This is a genomic window from Paraburkholderia diazotrophica, from assembly GCF_900108945.1.
Taxonomy (GTDB): domain Bacteria; phylum Pseudomonadota; class Gammaproteobacteria; order Burkholderiales; family Burkholderiaceae; genus Paraburkholderia; species Paraburkholderia diazotrophica.
In genome coordinates this window covers 95,057-113,212 of the sequence record NZ_FNYE01000008.1, presented here as the reverse complement: position 1 = coordinate 113,212, position 18,156 = coordinate 95,057, and the positions used below count along the sequence as shown (strand labels likewise).

Sequence of the window (18,156 nt, the reverse complement as noted above, 5' to 3'; positions counted from 1 at the left end):
CAATGTCCTCAGCTGGCGTTACCCGGGCCGCTGCCACCCTGCGGGTCATGCGGATGGTGCTCGTTGTAGTGTTTCAGCGCCTCGTCGGGGTCTTCCTTCTCGCCGGTGAACTTCGCGCGAATCACGACGAAGAACATCGGGATCATGAAAATCGCGAGGAAGGTCGCCGTCAGCATCCCGCCGATCACGCCCGTACCGATTGCGTGCTGGCTCGCCGAGCCCGCACCGTTACTGATCGCGAGCGGCAGCACGCCGAGAATGAACGCGAGCGACGTCATCAGAATCGGACGCAGCCGCAGACGCGCCGCTTCGAGCGCCGCTTCGATCGGGCCCATGCCTTCGCCCTGCTGCAGCTCGCGCGCGAATTCCACGATCAGAATCGCGTTCTTCGCGGACAGGCCCACCGTTGTCAGCAGACCGACCTGGAAAAACACGTCGTTCTCCAGTCCGCGCAGTGTGGCGGCCAGCAGCGCGCCGAGCACGCCGAGCGGCACGACCATGATCACCGAGAACGGAATCGACCAGCTTTCATACAGAGCCGCGAGACACAGGAACACGACGAGGATCGAGATGCCGTACAGGATCGGCGCCTGCGAGCCAGACTGACGTTCCTGGAACGACAGACCCGTCCACTCGTAGCCGATACCCGCGGGCAGCTTCGCCGCCAGCGATTCCATCGCCGTCATCGCCTGCCCCGTCGACTTGCCCGGTGCCGCCTGGCCCTGGATTTCCATCGCCGAAATACCGTTATAGCGCTCGAGCTTCGGCGAACCGTAGGTCCACTGGCCGCTTGCGAACGACGTGAACGGCACCATCCCGCCCGCCGTGTTGCGCACGTACCAGTCGCTCAGGTTCTCCGGCGTCATGCGGAACGGCGCGTCGGCTTGCAGATACACCTTCTTGATCCGGCTGTCCGTATCGAGGAAGTTGTTGACGAACTGCGATGCCCACGCGATCGAGAACGTCTGATCGATCGTCGAGAGATTCACGCCCAGCGCCGCTGCCTTCTCCTGGTCGATCGACACCTTGAACTGCGGCGTATCGTTCAGGCCGTTCGGACGCACCTGTGCGAGCGTCGGGTCCTTCGAGGCCATGCCGAGCAGCTGGTTGCGCGCCTCCATCAATTTTTGGTGACCAAGACCCGCGCGATCCTGCAACTCGAAGTCGAAGCCCGACGCCGTGCCGAGTTCGGGAATCGAAGGCGGATTCACCGGGTACACGGTCGCGTTCTTGTACGTCGCGAAGTGCATGAACATCCGGCCGACCAGCGCCTGCACCTTCTGATCCGCATGCTGACGCTCCGCATAGTCTTTCATCCGCACGAACACGAGACCGGAGTTCTGGCCACGGCCCGCGAAGCTGAAGCCGTTCACCGTGAACGTCGATTCGACGATCGACTTCTCGTCGTTCAGCAGATAGTCGGAGATGTCCTTCAGCGCGCGCGCCGTGGTTTCCTGCGTCGAGCCCGACGGCGTCTGCACCAGCACGAACATCGTGCCCTGGTCTTCGTCGGGCAGGAACGACTTCGGCAAACGCACGAACAGCAGACCCACGGCGACGATCACCACCAGATAGATGATGAGCCAGCGGCCCGAGCGCTTGATCACGTGGTGCACGCCCGTGTGGTACTTGTCGCGGCTCTTGTCGAAGGTGCGGTTGAACCAGCCGAAGAAGCCCTTCTTCTCTTCGTGATGGCCCTGCGGAATCGGCTTGAGGATCGTCGCGCACAGCGCCGGCGTCAAAATGAGCGCGACCAGCACGGACAGCACCATCGCCGCCACGATCGTCAGCGAGAACTGCCGGTAGATCGCGCCGACCGAGCCGCCCGAGAACGCCACGGGCACGAACACGGCGGAGAGCACGAGCGCAACGCCGACCAGCGCGCCCGTGATCTGGCCCATCGCCTTGCGGGTTGCGTCGCGCGGCGACAGGCCTTCCTCCGACATCACCCGCTCGACGTTCTCCACGACCACGATCGCATCGTCCACCAGCAGACCGATTGCGAGCACGAGACCGAACATCGACAGCACGTTGATCGAGAAGCCGACCGCGCTCATGATCGCGAACGTACCGAGCAGCACCACGGGCACCGCGATCGTCGGGATCAGCGTCGCGCGCAGGTTCTGCAGGAACAGGTACATCACGAGGAACACCAGCACGATGCCTTCGAGCAGCGTCTTGACCACTTCCTCGATCGACAGGCGCACGAACGGCGTCGTGTCGTACGGATACTTCACGACGAGACCGTGCGGGAAGTACTTCGACAGCTGGTCGATCTTGTCGCGCACGGCCTTCGCCGTCGCCAGCGCGTTCGCGCCCGTCGCCAGCTGGATACCGAAGCCCGCCGTCGGCTGGCCGTTGTACTTGGTGTCGAAGTTGTAGTTTTCGCCGCCCAGTTCAACGCGCGCGACGTCCTTGAGGCGGACCTGCGAGCCGTCCTGGTTCACCTTCAGCAGCACGTTGCCGAACTGCTCGGGCGTGTTCAGCAGCGTCGCTTCCGTGATCGTCGCCTGCAGCAACTGGCCCGGAATCGACGGCGTGCCGCCGAGCGAGCCGCCCGCCACCTGGACGTTCTGCGCCTGCAACGCGGTTTCGACATCCACGGGCGTGAGCCCAAAGTTGGTCAGCTTGTGCGCGTCGAGCCAGATCCGCATCGCGTACTGCGAGCCGAACAGCGTCACGGTACCCACGCCGTCAATACGGCTCACCGGGTCCTGCACGTTCGACGCGACGTAGTTCGCGAGGTCGTACTTGCTCATGCTGCCGTCCGTCGACACGAACGCCAGCACCAGCAGGAAGCTGCTGCTCGACTTTGTCACCTTCGTGCCGAGCTGTTGCACCACTTGCGGCAGAAGCGGCGTCGCGAGCTGCAGCTTGTTCTGCACCTGCACCTGCGCGATGTCCGGGTTCGTGCCGGGCGCGAACGTCAGCGTGATGGTCGCCGTGCCCGAATCGTCCGAAGTCGACGACAGATACAGCAAGTGGTCGAGACCGCTCATCTGCTGCTCGATCACCTGCGTGACGGTGTTTTCAACCGTTTTTGCCGATGCGCCCGGATACGTCGCGCTGACCTGCACGGCAGGCGGCGCAATCGTCGGGTATTGCGCGACCGGCAGCGTGAAGATCGACGCCAGACCCGCCAGCATCAGAATGATGGCGATCACCCATGCAAAGATCGGGCGATCGATAAAAAACTTTGCCATGAAGCAGGCTCCCTTTAATTACGCGCCCGATGCCGCGGAGGCTGCGGCCGTGCCACTGGCTGGCTGCGCGCCGCCCGGAGCCGACGCGCTCTGCGTGCCCGCGGCTGCCGCGTCCGACGCGGCGGGTGCAGGCGGCAGTTGAGCCGGCACGCCCTTCGCCTGTGCGCCGGGACGGACCTTGTCGGTGCCTTGCACGACCACGCGGTCACCCGCATTCAGGCCGCCATCGACCACCCAGTACTGGCCATACGTCGCCGAGGTCTGCAGCACGCGCAACTGGACCTTGTCGTCCTTGTCGAGCACGAGCGCCGTCGGCTGGCCCTTCTGGTCATGCGTGACGCCCACTTGCGGGACGAGCAGCGCGTTGTCGTTCATGCCCTCTTCGATTCGCGCGCGCACGAACATGCCCGGCAGAAGCACATGATCCTTGTTCGGGAAGATCGCGCGGATCGTCACGGAGCCGGTGGTCTGATCGACGGTCACGTCGGTGAACTGCAGCTTGCCCTTCTCCGCATACACGCGGCCGTCTTCGAGAATCAGTTCGACCTTGGCCGCATTCGGACCGCTCGTCTTCAGACGGCCCTGCTGGATTTCGCGGCGCAGCTTCAGGCCCGCGAGGCTCGATTGCGTCACGTCGACGTAGACGGGGTCCAGTTGCTGAACCGTCGACATGAGCGTCGCCTGGCTCGCCTGCACGTACGCGCCCGGCGTCACCTGCGAGATGCCGACCTGGCCCGTCACGGGCGAAACGACATCCGTATAGCCGAGATTGATCTGCGCGGTGTCGACGGCCGCCTTGCCTGCCGCGACATCGGCTGCGGCCTGGCCTTCGGCGGCGACGGCGTTGTCGTAGTCCTGCTTCGACACCGCGTTCGCCGCGACGAGCACCTTGTAGCGGTTCGCCTGCGCGGTCGTCGACGCCAGATTCGCCTGCGCCTTCGCGAGCGATGCCTTCGCGTTGTTCAGCGACGCAATGAACGGCGCCGGATCGATCTTGTACAGACGCTGGCCGGCCTTGACCTGCGTGCCTTCTGTGAACTCGCGGCGCAGCACGATGCCGTCGACCCGCGCGCGTACCTGCGCGACGAGGAATGCGCTGGTGCGGCCCGGCAGCTCGGTGACGACGGGCACGGACTGCGGCTGAACCGTGACGACACCGACTTCGGGAGTTTGTGGCGGAGGTGCTGATTGTTTTTGTCCGCACGCTGCCAGCATTACGGCAGCCGTCGCGGCAGTGAGTAAGCGGAATGGAACCCGTTCGACGCGCATGGAGCGACCTCTGTCAAAGACTGAGAAGGAAAAAGTGCGTGCATCTCTCTGCGGAGAAGGCTGCGCACATCGGCGTCTCGACGACGACGCCATGACCGGACGCTCACGAATGCGTTTCCTGCGGGTGCACCCATTGCGAAATGCGCGAAGCCGGGAAATGCAGCACTGCGCCGCCCAATAATTGAGACAGCGCAAGGCACCTGTAAAAGGCAACAGTGACGGATATTAACCGTTCACTCCTACATGAGCTATCCGATCGATGGGGTGCTATTATATATACATTCATGAATGCACGTAAAAGAGCGTTCAGCCCGAAAAAAGGCGTTCTCCCGAAAGATCGACCAGGCAATAACCGGCATGGGAAATGATCTTTATCAGGCGCGTTTAAAAACGCCAGGGAAACCCCGTAATTACCAGCAGGTCACAAGAATGGTCCGCCGAACCAAGGAAGAAGCGCAGGAGACGCGCAACCGCATCCTCGATGCCGCAGAAAAGGTCTTTTTTGAGAAAGGCGTGTCGCGCACTTCGCTGGCGGATATCGCGCAAACGGCGGGCGTCACGCGCGGGGCGATCTACTGGCACTTCGCTAACAAGGGCGAACTCTTCACGGAAATGTTCGACCGCGTGCTGCTGCCGCTCGTCGAACTGAAGGCGGCCTCGGTGGACCCGAACGAGGCCGATCCGCTCGGCCGCCTGATCGACATCTGCACGGTGTGTCTGCGCGACACAGCCAATGATCCGCATCGCCGCCGCGTGTTCGAAATCCTGTTTCACAAGTGTGAATTCGTCGAGGAAATGGGCCCCGTGATGGCGCGCTATCAGAACAACATGCGCGAGGGTCTCGCCAACATGCAGGTGGCGATGCGCAACGCGATCTCCAAAGGACAGCTGCCGGCGGACTTGAACGTGCCCGTTGCCGCGTCGATGGTGCATGCGTTCATCAGCGGCTCGTTGCGCGATATGCTGTTCGTGCCCGAAGCGCTGGATTTCGGCCATTACGCGCGGCAGATGGTCGAAAGCATGATCGACGGGCTGCGCAGTCCGGCGTTGCGGCTGGGCGCCTGAGGACAGGCGCCGCAAACAGGCCATTTGCGGCGGCGGCTGAAACCGCTCCTGACCGGCCATGAAAAAGCCGGCTCACGCACCGGCTCATGTTCAATTTGACTTCGTTCAGACCGCCGTCCGCGCGCGCGCCTTCTGATTCGACGCATAGATCGAACCGCGTTCGAGCGGGCCGCCCGACTCCACGGCCGCGATCCACTGCTGCGTGCTCGCCACCGCCGCAAAACGCGACTGCAACACGACGCTGAACACGCGATGAATCTCCTCGGCGCTCGCAAAACCCGCGCTGTTCTCGTACGGCACAGAGCCCGTCGCATCGTGCAGAAACTCGACGGCCAGTCCCATGTGCAGCGCGTGAATGATCGTCGATGCGTCGCAGTTGTGCGTCATGTAGCCGACTACCGTCAACGTGTCGATGTCGCGCGCGGCGAGCCAGTCGGCAAGGTCCGTGTTCGTGAACGCGCTCGGCAGCGCTTTTTCGACGAAATGATCGCGCTCGCGCGACGCCACCACGGGATGCAGCGCCGCGCCGTCGCTGCCGCGCGCGAAGATCGGCGAGCCGGGCGGCGTGAGGTTCTGAACGACGACAACGGGAATGCGCGCGGCGTGCGCCGCGTCGATTGCGCGGCCGATGTTCGCGAGCGACGTCTGCACGTCGGGGTATTCGATCGGCAGATCGCCCGTGACGTATTCGTTCTGGACGTCGATGACGATCAGGGCGCGACGGGGCGTCGACATGGCGGGTCTCCTCAAGTTGGCGTTGGGCGACTGGCGATTGCAGCCGCGATGCCCGCATTCTTCGCTTTCCGGCCATCGAGCGACAGTGACCCGAATGACAATTTTCGCTAGGATTGGGCCATTCGCATTTTCGCTCCGGAGGCCGCGAATGGCCCGCCATGCTTCCCGTTCAGATCCTCGTCACGCTGTGGTCTCAACGCCCCGCCGCGTCAAGACCGCCAACCGCAACGCCACGGCGAAAAAGCCGCGGAGGCATGTCGTCGCTGCGATCGCGTTCGACGGCATCAGCCCGTTTCATCTGTCCGTGCCTTGCGTCGTGTTCGGCGAGGACCGCAGCGACGGCGGCGTTCCCGTTTTCGATTTTCGCGTCTGCTCGATCGAGCCGGGACCGCTGTCGACGACAGCCGGTTTCTCGATCGCCGCGACGCATGGCCTCGAAGCGCTCGCCGATGCCGACACGATCATCGTGCCCACGTGGCGCGATCCGCACGAAGATCCGCCCGAAGCGCTGCTCGACGCATTGCGCGCCGCTCACGCGCGCGGCGCGCAACTGGTCGGCCTGTGCCTCGGCGCGTTCGTGCTCGCCGCCGCGGGCCTGCTCGACGGGCGTCCCGCGACGACGCACTGGGCATGGGCCAGCGACTTCGCGCACCGCTTCCCGAAAGTGAAGGTCGATCCGCAAGTCCTGTATGTCGACGACGGCGACATCCTCACGTCGGCGGGCACGGCGGCGGGGCTCGACTGTTGCCTCCACGTCGTGCGCAAGCTGTGCGGCGCGCAAAGCGCGAACTATGTCGCGCGGCGCCTCGTCGTGCCGCCGCATCGTCAGGGAGGACAGGCGCAATACGTGCAGCAGCCGATGCCGCACGACGTGCGCGGCAATCGTCTCGCCGCGCTGCTCGATTGGGTGCACGGCAAGCTCGACGCGCCACATACGCTCGATTCGCTCGCCGGCCGCGCAGCGATGAGCCGTCGCACGTTCACGCGTCACTTCAAGGCCGCGACGGGCACGACCGTCGGTGCGTGGCTGCTGGCGCAACGGCTTGCCCGCGCGCAGCAACTGCTCGAGAGCACCGACGAGTCGATCGAATCGATTGCGGGGATGGCGGGATTCGGTTCGACGGCTTCGCTGCGTCAGCATTTCACCGACGCGTTCAGGACATCGCCGTCCGCATGGCGGCGGGAATTTCGCGGCGTGTGAGCGAGCCGGGCGAGTCGGGTCCGTCGCGCGTGATTCGCGCGAGCCGACAACCACGAAGGCCGTCAGCCCTGAGTGAAGTACCGCGCAATGTAGAGCAGCAGCGCGACGAAGAAAATCATCGCGGCCCATGCCCAGTTGGGCAGCACATGCGGATCGTGTTCGTGATGCAGGCCGTGCAGCAGCGAATGCGCGGCGCGGCCCGTCAGCGTGCCGCCGTGCTGCTGGTCGTGCAGCCGCGCGCGGCGCGCGACACCGCTCAGACTGATCGGACGCAGAAACACATGCTGGCGGCGCCCCTGCGTGGCCGTCGCGCGATTCGGGCCCTTGCCGTGCTTCGCCTGAACGACCGCGCAGAACTCGGTGAAGAAATCGTCGGCGAGCTCGTGCAGCGCATTTTCGATCTGGCGCGCGGGCAGTTCCGACAGCGGCCCGGTCGCGGTCGCCCACACCGAATAGTCGATGCGCGTGCTCGGGCCGCGACCCGGCAAATGAAGCGCATCGTCGGTGCGCAGCGATACGTCGATCTGTCCGCGCAGCGAGCCGACGCCCTCCGCACGCGCCTTGAAATTCAGCGTGCGGTGCGGCTTGTCGCTATCCGGGCCGTCCTCGCTCGCGACATGCGCGCGAATCTGGTAATGCGCGCGCAACGGTCCGAGCGGCACGGTCATCGTCAGCAGATATTCGCCGCCCTGGAGCCGGCGCAGCGACTCGCAGTTGTCGAGACTCGCGCGCAACAACGCGAGATCCTGCAGCGCGTCCCAGACTTCGGACGGCGCGAGCGGCACCCTCAACGCGTCGTTCAATTCCATGGCAGCCTCCCCGAAATACGCGCGACTGCGGGATCAGGACGTCTGATCGATGCGGTCGACGCGCGATGCGTAAAACGCCAGATAACCCGCGATCTGCTTGACCTCGTCTAACGGGTTCTCATAACTCCAGACTGCGTTCTCGATGACGTCCTCTTCGGTGCGAAGATGAAAGTACGTCGCTTCACCCTTGAACGGGCAGCGCGACGTATGAGTCGACCGTTCGAGCCGCGCCATGTTCACGTCGGCGCGGGGAAAATAAAACACGTCGGGGTAGCCGGTTTCGCTCAGCGTGAGCGCGCCGAACGTATCCGCGAACGTCACGCCCTGGTGGATCACGCGCACCCGGTGCCGGTTGGTCGTAATACGGATCGTATGGGGCGCCTGCCCGTGCCCGCCGTGCGCTGGCGCACCACCGGATGCATCGTCGGGGCGGCCGCCTCCTAGGGCATCGGCGCCGTCCGCGCCGTTGGCGCTTCCGCTAGCTGGGGCATCGTTCATGTCGTCCGCTCCGCTGATGGCACGTGTGCTTGTCCTGTCCGACCGGCTGAGGTGTCAGCCGGGCACTCGCGGGCACGCGCCGCTTCGTTGTGATTCTGCGGTGCGCGTCTCCCTCGACCACGCCGCGCCGGCTTCGATACGGCGAAGCCACGAGCGTGTTCGTGGCTTCATTATTGACCAAACGCAGCGGGATTGCGCGACCTTCGTTGGCGGGATGGGGTCTCTACCGATTGCAGACGCGATTGCCGACGCGCACGTGTTGCGCCGCGCCCACGCTGCGCGCGAAAAGGGCGTTTGATGCGATTTCAGGCGAGCCTTCGGGCATGCGTCGGGCCGCGCGTTGCAAAGCCTCGCAGCCCACTCGCCTGCCGTCGTTCCAACGAGCTTCGCGGGAGATTTCGGCCCGCTTACTGCGTGGCGAAGTAGAACCCCGCCTTGGCCGTGCCGCTCGCCGGCACCGTGACGGCCTTCGACTGGTCGCTATCCTTGTAGGACGCGTGCACGGTATAGCGGCCGGGACGCAGCCGGACCAGCATGTACGGTCCGCGCGAAGTCGCGTCGAGCACGTCGGCGCTATGCGCATCGACGATCTTCACCTTGATGTCCGCGAGGTAGTCGGAACCGGGGCCCGTGAAGCGCAGCGACAACGGCCACTGGCTTTGCGCCGCGAGCAGCGCCTTCGATTCGTCGAGACCGACGCCGCCCGACGTGTACGACACGTCGCCCTGCTGCTGCACCTGCGGCAGGCCGCCGCCGTTGACGTTGCCCGCGCTCGTGTTATCCGTGGTGCTGCCGCCCGTGGTTTCGCTCGCCTGCTGCGCAAAGGCGCCGCCTGAGAGACCGAGCGTGAGAACTGTCGCGGCAGCCGTCACGGCGCGTGCGACGATACGACGATGAATCATTGCGTGGCTCCTTTTGGGCGATCCCCAAACAGTCCTGGCGAGCGTACGGACGCAATCTGCATGCCCGTTCGTTTGCCATTCCCGCTTTCGCCTTGCAGCGCCGCAGATTGGATTCGTCTCACAGCATGCGCTGCGCCAGGCCCCATGAAAAAAGCTGCCGTCCTTTTCCAGGAACGGCAGCTTTTACCCGTTACAGCCGATCGTCAGTCCAGCATCAAACGACCATCAGCCGAGATCGACGGGCACGAAGATCTGCGCGTTGTCGCGCTGGATCAGCAGCGCGAGGCTGTTGCCCGCGGCAGTCACCGCCTGCTTCAACTGATCGACGTTCGACACAGGGCGTCCGTTGACGGCCAGAATCACGTCGCCCGGCTGGATGCCCGCGCTCGCCGCCGCGCCGCCCGCGTCCTGCACCAGCAAACCGTGGGAGACGGATGCGCTGCTCTTTTCCTGCGGCGTCAGCGGGCGCACGGCGACGCCGAGGCGCCCTTGCATCTGCGCCGGGCCGCTTTCGTTGTTCGACGCGATCTTCGCATCCGACAGCGAGCCGATCGTCACCTTCAAGTCCTTCGTCGACTTGTCGCGCCACACCTGGACGTCCGCCTGCGTGCCCGGCTTGAGGCCCGCGATCTGCGACGGCAGATCCGACGAATTCGTCACCTCCGTGCCATTCACCGACAGGATCACGTCACCCGGCTGCAAGCCCGCCTTCGCGGCAGGACCGCCCGGATCGACGGAGCTGACGAGCGCGCCTTGCGGCTTCTTCATGCCGAACGAATCGGCGAGCGTCTGGTTCATGCTCTGCACGGCGACGCCGAGACGTCCGCGGCTCACATGACCCGTCTTCACGAGATCGTCCTTGACCTTGATCGCCTCGTTGATCGGGATAGCGAACGAAAGGCCCTGGAAGCCGCCCGTCTGCGAATAGATCATCGAGTTGATACCAATCACTTCGCCTTGCAGATTGAAGAGCGGCCCGCCCGAGTTGCCCGGATTCACGGGCACGTCGGTCTGGATGAACGGCGTGTAGTTCTCGTTTGGCAGCGAGCGCGACTTCGCGCTGATGATGCCCGACGTCACCGTGTTGTCGAAGCCATACGGCGAGCCGATCGCGACGACCCACTGGCCGACCTTGCTTGCGCGCGGATCGCCGATCTTCACGGTCGGGAGATCCTTCGCGTCGATCTTCAGGACTGCGACGTCCGACTGCTTGTCCGAGCCGACCACCTTCGCCTTGAACTCGCGCTTGTCGGTAAGCTTCACGGTGACGACGTTAGCGCCGTCGACGACGTGCGCATTCGTCAGGATGTACCCGTCGCTGCTGACGATAAAGCCGGAACCAAGGCTCGCGCTCGGCTGGTCGCCGCCGTCGTCGCCACCACCGTTCGGGCCTTGCATGCCCGGCATCTGGCCGAAGAAGTGGCGGTAGAACTGATAGAACGGGTCGCTCGGATCGATGGGCAACTGCCCGTTGCCATTGCCGTTGCCGCGCATCGACGCCTGCTTCACGACGTGCTTCGCGCTGATGTTGACGACGGCGGGACCATACGTTTCGACGAGGCCCGAAAAATCGGGAATGCCCGTTTTCGCCGCGGCCTCGGCGGGCATCATCGCGGCGGCCTGCGCGGGCGAGATCACCTGCGGAGCGGGCACGTTGCGGTGGCCGGCGACGTAGCCCGCCGACAAGGCAATCACGACGGCCGCTGCAACGGCACTACGGGTCAGCATTCTTGGTTTCATCGCGTACTCCTGACTGGGAGAGATTGGACTCTGATGTCTCGAAGAGTACGTGGCGTCGCTTAAATCAATCTTAAACAACGCTAACGGGATGAAAGCACTACGCGGGCGGCAAATTCAGAAGCGCACGTTGACTTGCAGTCCACCCGCGGGCGCATCGTCGAGCGTGACGGACGCGTGATGCTGAAGCGCGATGCGCCGCACGATCGCGAGCCCGAGACCGCTGCCCGACACATCCGTACGCGCGCGATTCGCACCTGCGCCGACGCGATAAAAACGGTCGAACACGCGCTCCCGCTCGCCGGGAGGAATGCCGGGACCGCTGTCGGCGATCTGCACGACGGGCCTGCCGTTTTCGACGCGCAGACACACATCGACGCGCCCGCCGCACGGCGTGTATTTGGTTGCGTTATCGATCAGGTTGTTGAGCATCACGCGCAGCGCTTCGGCATCGCCGGGGACGGTAGCCGGCTCGCTCGCCTCGATGCCGAGATCGACGCGGCGTTCCTGCGCGAGCGGCAGATAGGCCGTCACGCATTCGTGGACCAGCGCGTCGAGATCGACGGTGGTCGTTGCTGCGTGTCCGTCCGGCTCGGAGCGCGCGAGCGCGAGCAGTTGCTCGGCAAGACGCGTCGCGCGCGTGACGCCCGCCTGCAAATCGTCGAGCGCTTCGCGGCGCTCCGTTTCGTCGTGCGCGCGCGCCACCAGTTGCGCCTGAATCTGCACGGCGGCGAGCGGCGTGCGCAGTTCGTGCGCGGCATCGGCAACAAAGGCTTTTTGCGTATCCAGCGCGCCCGCCAGCCGCTCGAGCAGACCGTTCAATGCGCGCACGAGCGGCTGCACTTCGAGCGGCAGACGCGAATCGGGCAGCGGGTCGAGCGCCTCCGGGTGGCGCGTGTCGAGCGCGCCCGTGACGCGCCGCAAAGGCGCGAGCCCGCGCCCGACGACGCCCCATACGGCCATGCCCAACAGCGGCAGCAGAACGATCAGCGGCCACAACGTGCGCAACGCGACGTTCGCCGCGAGCCGGTTGCGCACCGATACGGGCTGCGCCAGCTGCACGACGTTATCGCCGACGATTGCGCCATACACGCGCCAGTCGCCGCGCTCGGTGCGCTCCGTCGAAAAGCCGAGCTCGGCGCGCGGCGCGAGCGGCGCGCGCGGATGCGAGTAATACATGAGCACGCCGTTGCGATTCCAGATCTGCAGCACGATGCCTTCGTCGCCCGTATCGCGCGAGCTGAGCACTTGCGAGAACGGTTCGGCCGGCAGCGCGGCGGCGATTTCCTGCAGCTGGTAATCGAACAGTTCGTTGGCTTCGGCGAGCGCCTGACGGTAAATCAGCCAGCCCGCAATGCCGACGCCGAGCAACACGATAGCGAGCAGCCAGAACAGCAATTGACGGCGAATCGAACGCATCGTGTCAGGCTTCCTTCGCGATCATGTAGCCGAGACCGCGCACGTTGCGTATCAGCTCTGCGCCGAGCTTCTTGCGCAGCGCGTGGATATAGACCTCGACGGTATTGCTGCCGATCTCTTCGCCCCAGCCGTACATCTTCTCTTCGAGCTGGCTCTTCGACAACACGGCGCCCGGCCGCGCGAGCAATGCCGCCAGCAGCGCGAACTCGCGCGCGGACAGCGCGACGGGCGACCCATCGAGCGTCACCTGATGCGACGCGGGGTCGAGCGTCAGATTGCCGTGGCGGATCGTCGATTCGCTGCGTCCCGACTGACGGCGGATCAGCGCGCGCATCCGGGCGCCGAGTTCGTCGAGATCGAACGGCTTGACGAGGTAATCGTCGGCGCCCGCGTCGAGTCCCTTCACGCGGTCCGCGACGGCATCGCGCGCGGTGACGATCAGCACGGGCAACTGATGGCCGCGCGAGCGCAGCGTGCGCAACACGTCGAGGCCGTCCCGCTTTGGCAAGCCGAGGTCGAGCAGCACGAGATCGTAGGGCTCGCCCGCCGCCGCGCTCAACGCGGACTCGCCATCCTGCACCCAGTCGACCGCGAAGCCTTCGCCCCGCAGCGCCTTGCGGACGCCTTCGGCGATCATCCGGTCGTCTTCAACGAGAAGTATGCGCATCGCTTTGTATCCGTTCCGGCTGTTCCGGCCGTTGCATTCCGGGATGGTTTTCCGATGCCAGCATTCTAGCGCCCGAGCGCTGTCGAGATATCCGATGCATGCAGGCCGCATGTCCTTGCGATGCGCGGCCGGACACGGCGTGGCGCGCGCTAAACGCCACACTGCGCGCCGCACTGCGCGCGCCTCATCATTTTGTTCTCGGCGTCACGGCAACTCTCTACAATGAGCGCTTTTGCATCGCGCGTGCGGGCTCTTTCGCTTGCCGGTGCTTGCATTTGCCTTTCCGGGCCGTTCGTTCCAGGCTGCTGTCATGGTGCTTGCCGCACTGCCTTTGCGTCGTCCGCCGGTGCGCCGCGACACCCGACTTGCGCAGCTGATCATTCGCCGAAATCCTTCTACATGCCGCTCGCCTTCGCTTCACCCGCTTCGTCGTATGCCCGTTCGCTCGGGCGCCGTTTCAGATCGTTGACGGTCTCGCGCGCCGCCGTCGTGCTGTTCGCCTGTTCCGCGCTCGCCGTCGCCGCGCCCGCGCAGGCTCGCAAGAAAGCGCAGCATCCGTCGGTCAACGTCAGCACGGTATTGCCCGCGCCCGTCATGGCGGGCTTGCAGCGCGCGCATGTGCCGCTGTCCGCGATCAGCGTCGTCGTCGAGAAGGTCGGCGACCGCACGCCCGTCCTCGCGCTGAACGCGGGCCAGCCGATGATGCCCGCGTCGACGATGAAGCTCGTCACGACCTACGCAGGCCTGTCGATGCTCGGCCCGGATTACCGCTGGAAGACCACCGCCTATGCGCAAGGCGACGTCGACGGCAACGGCGTTCTGCATGGCAATCTGTACATTCAGGGCACGGGCGATCCGAAGCTCGTGCCCGAAGAACTGATCGACCTCGTCCAGAAGATCCACAAGGCGGGCATCACGGGCATCGACGGCGCGCTCGTGCTCGACAAGCGCTTCTTCGATCCGTCGACGCGCGACCTGCCCGCCTTCGACGACGACGTCAACGCGCCGTACAACGTCGGCCCCGATCCGCTGCTGTATGCGTTCAAGTCGCTGTCGTTCACGATGTCGCCGAACGACGACGGCAAAGTGCAGATCGATGTGTTGCCCGCGCTCGCGCAATTGCAGGTCGACAACGAACTGCGCGCGACGCGCGGTCCGTGCCGCGGCGAACTGGTGACGCCGGCCGTCACGCCTGCATCGAATGGTGTCGTCAATGCGTCGTTCATCGGCGACTATCCGCTGCGCTGTGGTGAGCGCACCGTCAACGTGGCCGTGCTCGATCACACGACGTTCTTCGCGGGCGGCTTCCTCGCGCTGTGGCAGCAGACGGGCGGCATGTTCAACGGCACGACACGCGAAGGCGCCGTGCCCATCGATGCGAAGCTCGTCGCGACACACCAGGGCCCGGTGCTGTCGGACATCGTTCACGACATCAACAAGTTCAGCAACAACACGATGGCGCGCAATCTGTTCCTGACGATCGGCGCCGTCACGAACAAGCCGCCCGCGACGCCCGCGAAGTCGGCGGCGGCCATCCAATCGTTCCTGCATCGCAGCGCGATGCCGATGGAATACCTGTCGCTCGACAACGGCTCGGGCCTCTCGCGCAACGAGCACATTACGGCGCTCGCGCTCGCCGATCTGCTGCAAAGCGCGAACACGAGTCCCGTCGCGCAGGTGTTCGTCGATTCGCTGCCCGTAGTCGGCGTGGACGGCACGATGCGCAACCGTCTGACGTCGAAGCCCGTCAACGGCAATGCGCACATCAAGACGGGCACGCTGCGCGACGTGCGCGCGATCGCGGGCTACGTTGCATCCGCCGATGGCGAGAGCTACGTGGTCGTTAGCCTGATCAACGATCCGCATGCGGAAGCGGCGCGCGCCGCACATGACGAGCTGCTCGAATGGGTGTACCAGGGGCCTTCGATGATGCTCGCGCAGACGGCCGCTCCCGCCGCCGCCGAACGCAGCGCGGCGCCGCATCGCAAGACCAGGACAAACCCTCAGCGGCGCGGCGCGCACTGAGGATTCCTTCTAGCGAAGCGCTGCGCGGCGCGTCGCGAGGCGTTGTACGCTGTCGGGCAGTATGAAAATGGCGTCGGCAGCGAGGCACAACATGCATGATCGCGCGCAAGCCGCACACGATGCGTGCCGCTCGTCGAACGACGCCGCATTCAAACAATAAAGACAATGCCGGCCTCCTGAACGAGGCCGCAGGGACCCTCGGAGGGAGACGTCAATGCAATTCGATGCCGAATTGCTCCTGCTCGCCATGGCGCCCGTCTTTCTCGGGTGCATCGGCTGGGAAGCGTGGCACGTGCGGCGCACGCATCCCGAAGCGCGCATCTACAACTGGCGCGACACGTTGTGCAACACCGCGCTCGCGCTGATGCATCAAGGCGCCGACAAGCTCGCCTGGCTGTTCGTCATTCCCGTCTATGCGTGGTGCTACGCGAACTACCGTCTCTTCGACTGGCGCGCGGGCTGGTGGTCGTTCGCCGTGCTGTTCGCCGCGCAGGACCTGCTCTACTACGTATTCCATCGCTGCAGCCATCGGGTGCGCTGGCTGTGGGCCGCGCATGTCGTGCATCACTCATCGGAACGGATGAACTTTTCGACGGCGTTCCGGCAGAGCCTCATGTATCCCGTCGCGGGCATGTGGCTCTTCTGGATTCCGCTTGCATTGCTCGGCTTTCCGCCGAAGCAGATCGTCGGCATCGTGCTGATCAATCTGGCGTTTCAGTTCTTCGTGCATACGCAGGCGATCGGCAAGCTCGGCTGGCTCGAATACGTGCTCAATACGCCGTCGATCCATCGCGTCCATCACGCGCGCAACGCTTGTTATATCGATCGCAACTACGCGGGCGTGCTCGTGATCTGGGACCGGCTGTTCGGCAGCTACGTCGGCGAAGACGCCAACGAGGTGCCCGTGTACGGTATCGTCGAGCCGCTGCACACCTATAACCCGTTGAAGGCGACGTTTCATGAATGGGCGTCGATGGCATGCGATGTCGCGCGGGTGCGCGGCTGGCGCAACCGGTTGAACGCGCTGTTCGCGCCGCCTGCGTGGGCCGCGCAGTATCACGCGAGCGTTCGTGTCGGACAAAGCGCTTTTGACACGGCCGGACACACGCAGCGGAACAACAACGCGGCCGTCTAGCCGCAGCGAATCGAATAACCAGGGAAGGTTTTTGCAAAGGCGTCGCCGCGTCCACACGACGTTGGCCACTGCCTGCATCAGATGGCTCAAGAGACGGATCGCTCGAGGCCAAGTACATACGAGGAGATAAAGACCTTATGAAGCAAGCATCGAACAACACTGGCATCGTGCGCCTGGCACGGATCGCGGTCGCGTGCGCAGCATTCGCGACGCTCGTCGCATGCGGCGGCAGTGACAACAACAATAACAACGCGAGCAGCACGCCGGCGGGCGGGGTCAAGCTGCAGGTGGTGTCGTTCGGGGACAGTCTGTCGGACGCCGGTACGTACACGCCCGTGATCGCAGCGAACTTCGGCGGCGGGCGCTTCACGACGAATCCCGGTGAAGTGTGGACGCAGAAGGTCGCCGAGTATTACGGCGACACGTTGACGCCCGCCTACGTCGGCGGCTTCGGCCAGCCGCTGAAGGCCAATGGCGGGTTCGGCTACGCGCAAGGCGGCTCCGATGTGGCGAACCCGGCGGGCATCGGATTCGCACCCAACAACATGGCGGCCACGACCGTGCCCGTCGCGTCGCAGGTCAAGCAATACCTGACGGATCACGGCAGCTTCAACTCGAATCAGCTCGTGCTGATCAACGGCGGCGCAAACGACATCTTGCAGCTGCTGCAGAACACGCAGTTCATGACCAACCTCCAGACCCAGCTCGCGACGGCGACCACAGTACAGCAACAACAGCTGATAATCGGGACGGCGGTCGGAACGCAGCTTCAGACGGCGATCGCGAGCTTCGTGGGCCTGGTCGGCACCACGCTGTCGAACGGTGCGACGCACGTCGTCGTGATCGATGTGCCCGACATCGGCCTGACGCCGCTTGCGACGGGCGAAGCGGCAGCGAACAACGCTCCGCAATTGCCGGCGCTGATCACGGGCATCGTGTCCGCATACAACACGCTGGTTGCAAATGGCCTGGCGACGGCGGGCATCGATACGAAGGTGATCAAGGTCAGTTCGTTTAACTGGCTGCATCAGTTGCTCGGCAGCTATCAGTCGCAAGGATTCACCAACGCGACAGGCACGGCCTGCAACATCACGCAGATGGAACAGAACGCGACGGCTTATGCGACGGCGAACCCGTCGGTGCTGGTCGGCGGCATGACAGCGCAGCAGTACGGCCAGCAATTCGGCTCGTCGCTGTTCTGCTCGCCGCAGACGTTGACCGTCGCGGGCGCGGACCAGTCGTACGTTTTCGCCGATCAGCTCCATCCGACGACGCACGCGTATGCTGCGTTCGCCACGTTTGTCGAACAGCAGATCGCGGCGACGGGTTTAGGCAAGTAAGCGGACATCCGGCGTCTGGCGGGAGCACGCCTCCCGCTGACGTCCTCCCGTTTGGTTCGATACGAAGAAGCCCGGCTCGTTGCGAGTCGGGCTTATGTTTTTGAGCGTTGATTTTGTTTGCGCGTTCGCTCCGGGCATTGCACGCGAAGCG

General features: G+C 64.6%; 14 protein-coding genes. 5 read left to right on the top strand and 9 right to left on the bottom strand.

The features are described from left to right. Window positions 1-8 precede the first annotated feature (8 nt). Window positions 9-3,203: an efflux RND transporter permease subunit gene (locus tag BMW76_RS13065; RefSeq protein ID WP_090865557.1), complete on the bottom strand. Its 3,195-nt coding sequence runs from the start codon at window positions 3,201-3,203 to the stop codon at window positions 9-11. Window positions 3,204-3,221: 18 nt separating this feature from the next. Continuing rightward, window positions 3,222-4,472, bottom strand: coding sequence for an efflux RND transporter periplasmic adaptor subunit (locus tag BMW76_RS13060; RefSeq protein ID WP_090865556.1), 1,251 nt, complete (start codon window positions 4,470-4,472; stop codon window positions 3,222-3,224). Window positions 4,473-4,901: 429 nt separating this feature from the next. On the opposite strand from BMW76_RS13060, the gene BMW76_RS13055 reads away from it, so the two are divergent. After that, the gene (locus tag BMW76_RS13055; RefSeq protein ID WP_090865555.1) at window positions 4,902-5,537 is read left to right on the top strand and encodes a TetR family transcriptional regulator; all 636 of its coding nucleotides are present in this window, start codon (window positions 4,902-4,904) and stop codon (window positions 5,535-5,537) included. Between the two features lie 105 nt (window positions 5,538-5,642). Here BMW76_RS13055 and BMW76_RS13050 read toward each other — a convergent pair whose 3' ends face one another. Then, complete coding sequence (locus BMW76_RS13050) at window positions 5,643-6,272, bottom strand: cysteine hydrolase family protein (RefSeq protein WP_090865554.1); 630 nt, start codon at window positions 6,270-6,272, stop codon at window positions 5,643-5,645. A gap of 148 nt (window positions 6,273-6,420) precedes the next feature. On the opposite strand from BMW76_RS13050, the gene BMW76_RS13045 reads away from it, so the two are divergent. Beyond that, the gene (locus BMW76_RS13045) at window positions 6,421-7,473 is read left to right on the top strand and encodes a helix-turn-helix domain-containing protein (protein WP_245763206.1); all 1,053 of its coding nucleotides are present in this window, start codon (window positions 6,421-6,423) and stop codon (window positions 7,471-7,473) included. A 62-nt stretch (window positions 7,474-7,535) separates the two neighbouring features. Here the strand turns inward: BMW76_RS13045 and BMW76_RS13040 are convergent, their stop codons facing one another. From BMW76_RS13040 to BMW76_RS13015, 6 genes are all read right to left on the bottom strand, one after another. After that, window positions 7,536-8,282 carry a CoxG family protein gene (locus BMW76_RS13040; RefSeq protein WP_090865552.1) on the bottom strand — a complete coding sequence of 249 codons (747 nt, stop codon included), beginning with the start codon at window positions 8,280-8,282 and terminating at the stop codon, window positions 7,536-7,538. 33 nt (window positions 8,283-8,315) lie between these two features. Next, entirely contained in the window at window positions 8,316-8,780 is a 465-nt protein-coding gene (locus BMW76_RS13035) for a DUF427 domain-containing protein (RefSeq protein WP_090865551.1), read from the bottom strand. Between the two features lie 407 nt (window positions 8,781-9,187). Next, window positions 9,188-9,682 (bottom strand): hypothetical protein, encoded by a 495-nt coding sequence (locus tag BMW76_RS13030; RefSeq protein WP_090865550.1) that lies wholly within the window; start codon window positions 9,680-9,682, stop codon window positions 9,188-9,190. A 225-nt stretch (window positions 9,683-9,907) separates the two neighbouring features. Next, complete coding sequence (locus BMW76_RS13025) at window positions 9,908-11,422, bottom strand: DegQ family serine endoprotease (RefSeq protein WP_090865549.1); 1,515 nt, start codon at window positions 11,420-11,422, stop codon at window positions 9,908-9,910. A gap of 114 nt (window positions 11,423-11,536) precedes the next feature. Further along, entirely contained in the window at window positions 11,537-12,838 is a 1,302-nt protein-coding gene (locus BMW76_RS13020; RefSeq protein ID WP_090865548.1) for an ATP-binding protein, read from the bottom strand. A gap of 4 nt (window positions 12,839-12,842) precedes the next feature. Next, entirely contained in the window at window positions 12,843-13,505 is a 663-nt protein-coding gene (locus BMW76_RS13015; RefSeq protein WP_090865547.1) for a response regulator, read from the bottom strand. 399 nt (window positions 13,506-13,904) lie between these two features. Here BMW76_RS13015 and dacB point away from each other — a divergent pair, with 399 nt between their 5' ends. The 3 genes from dacB to BMW76_RS13000 all read left to right on the top strand — a co-directional run bounded on the left by dacB (window position 13,905) and on the right by BMW76_RS13000 (window position 18,005). Further along, the gene (gene dacB, locus BMW76_RS13010; RefSeq protein ID WP_090865546.1) at window positions 13,905-15,530 is read left to right on the top strand and encodes a D-alanyl-D-alanine carboxypeptidase/D-alanyl-D-alanine endopeptidase; all 1,626 of its coding nucleotides are present in this window, start codon (window positions 13,905-13,907) and stop codon (window positions 15,528-15,530) included. Window positions 15,531-15,744: 214 nt separating this feature from the next. Beyond that, window positions 15,745-16,665 (top strand): sterol desaturase family protein, encoded by a 921-nt coding sequence (locus BMW76_RS13005; RefSeq protein WP_090865545.1) that lies wholly within the window; start codon window positions 15,745-15,747, stop codon window positions 16,663-16,665. A 137-nt stretch (window positions 16,666-16,802) separates the two neighbouring features. After that, window positions 16,803-18,005, top strand: a complete 1,203-nt coding sequence (locus BMW76_RS13000; protein ID WP_090865544.1) for an SGNH/GDSL hydrolase family protein — start codon at window positions 16,803-16,805, stop codon at window positions 18,003-18,005. Window positions 18,006-18,156 lie beyond the last annotated feature (151 nt).

Excerpts from the sequence above, each read along its gene's own strand:
- BMW76_RS13035 (WP_090865551.1), bottom strand. The coding sequence starts at position 8,780 with ATGAACGATGCCCCAGCTAGCGGAAGCGCCAACGGCGCGGACGGCGCC.
- BMW76_RS13020 (WP_090865548.1), bottom strand. The coding sequence starts at position 12,838 with ATGCGTTCGATTCGCCGTCAATTGCTGTTCTGGCTGCTCGCTATCGTG.
- BMW76_RS13050 (WP_090865554.1), bottom strand. The coding sequence starts at position 6,272 with ATGTCGACGCCCCGTCGCGCCCTGATCGTCATCGACGTCCAGAACGAA.
- BMW76_RS13025 (WP_090865549.1), bottom strand. The coding sequence starts at position 11,422 with ATGAAACCAAGAATGCTGACCCGTAGTGCCGTTGCAGCGGCCGTCGTG.
- BMW76_RS13060 (WP_090865556.1), bottom strand. The coding sequence starts at position 4,472 with ATGCGCGTCGAACGGGTTCCATTCCGCTTACTCACTGCCGCGACGGCT.
- BMW76_RS13045 (WP_245763206.1), top strand. The coding sequence starts at position 6,421 with ATGGCCCGCCATGCTTCCCGTTCAGATCCTCGTCACGCTGTGGTCTCA.
- BMW76_RS13030 (WP_090865550.1), bottom strand. The coding sequence starts at position 9,682 with ATGATTCATCGTCGTATCGTCGCACGCGCCGTGACGGCTGCCGCGACA.
- BMW76_RS13040 (WP_090865552.1), bottom strand. The coding sequence starts at position 8,282 with ATGGAATTGAACGACGCGTTGAGGGTGCCGCTCGCGCCGTCCGAAGTC.
- BMW76_RS13005 (WP_090865545.1), top strand. The coding sequence starts at position 15,745 with ATGCAATTCGATGCCGAATTGCTCCTGCTCGCCATGGCGCCCGTCTTT.
- BMW76_RS13055 (WP_090865555.1), top strand. The coding sequence starts at position 4,902 with ATGGTCCGCCGAACCAAGGAAGAAGCGCAGGAGACGCGCAACCGCATC.
- BMW76_RS13065 (WP_090865557.1), bottom strand. The coding sequence starts at position 3,203 with ATGGCAAAGTTTTTTATCGATCGCCCGATCTTTGCATGGGTGATCGCC.
- dacB (WP_090865546.1), top strand. The coding sequence starts at position 13,905 with ATGCCGCTCGCCTTCGCTTCACCCGCTTCGTCGTATGCCCGTTCGCTC.
- BMW76_RS13000 (WP_090865544.1), top strand. The coding sequence starts at position 16,803 with ATGAAGCAAGCATCGAACAACACTGGCATCGTGCGCCTGGCACGGATC.
- BMW76_RS13015 (WP_090865547.1), bottom strand. The coding sequence starts at position 13,505 with ATGCGCATACTTCTCGTTGAAGACGACCGGATGATCGCCGAAGGCGTC.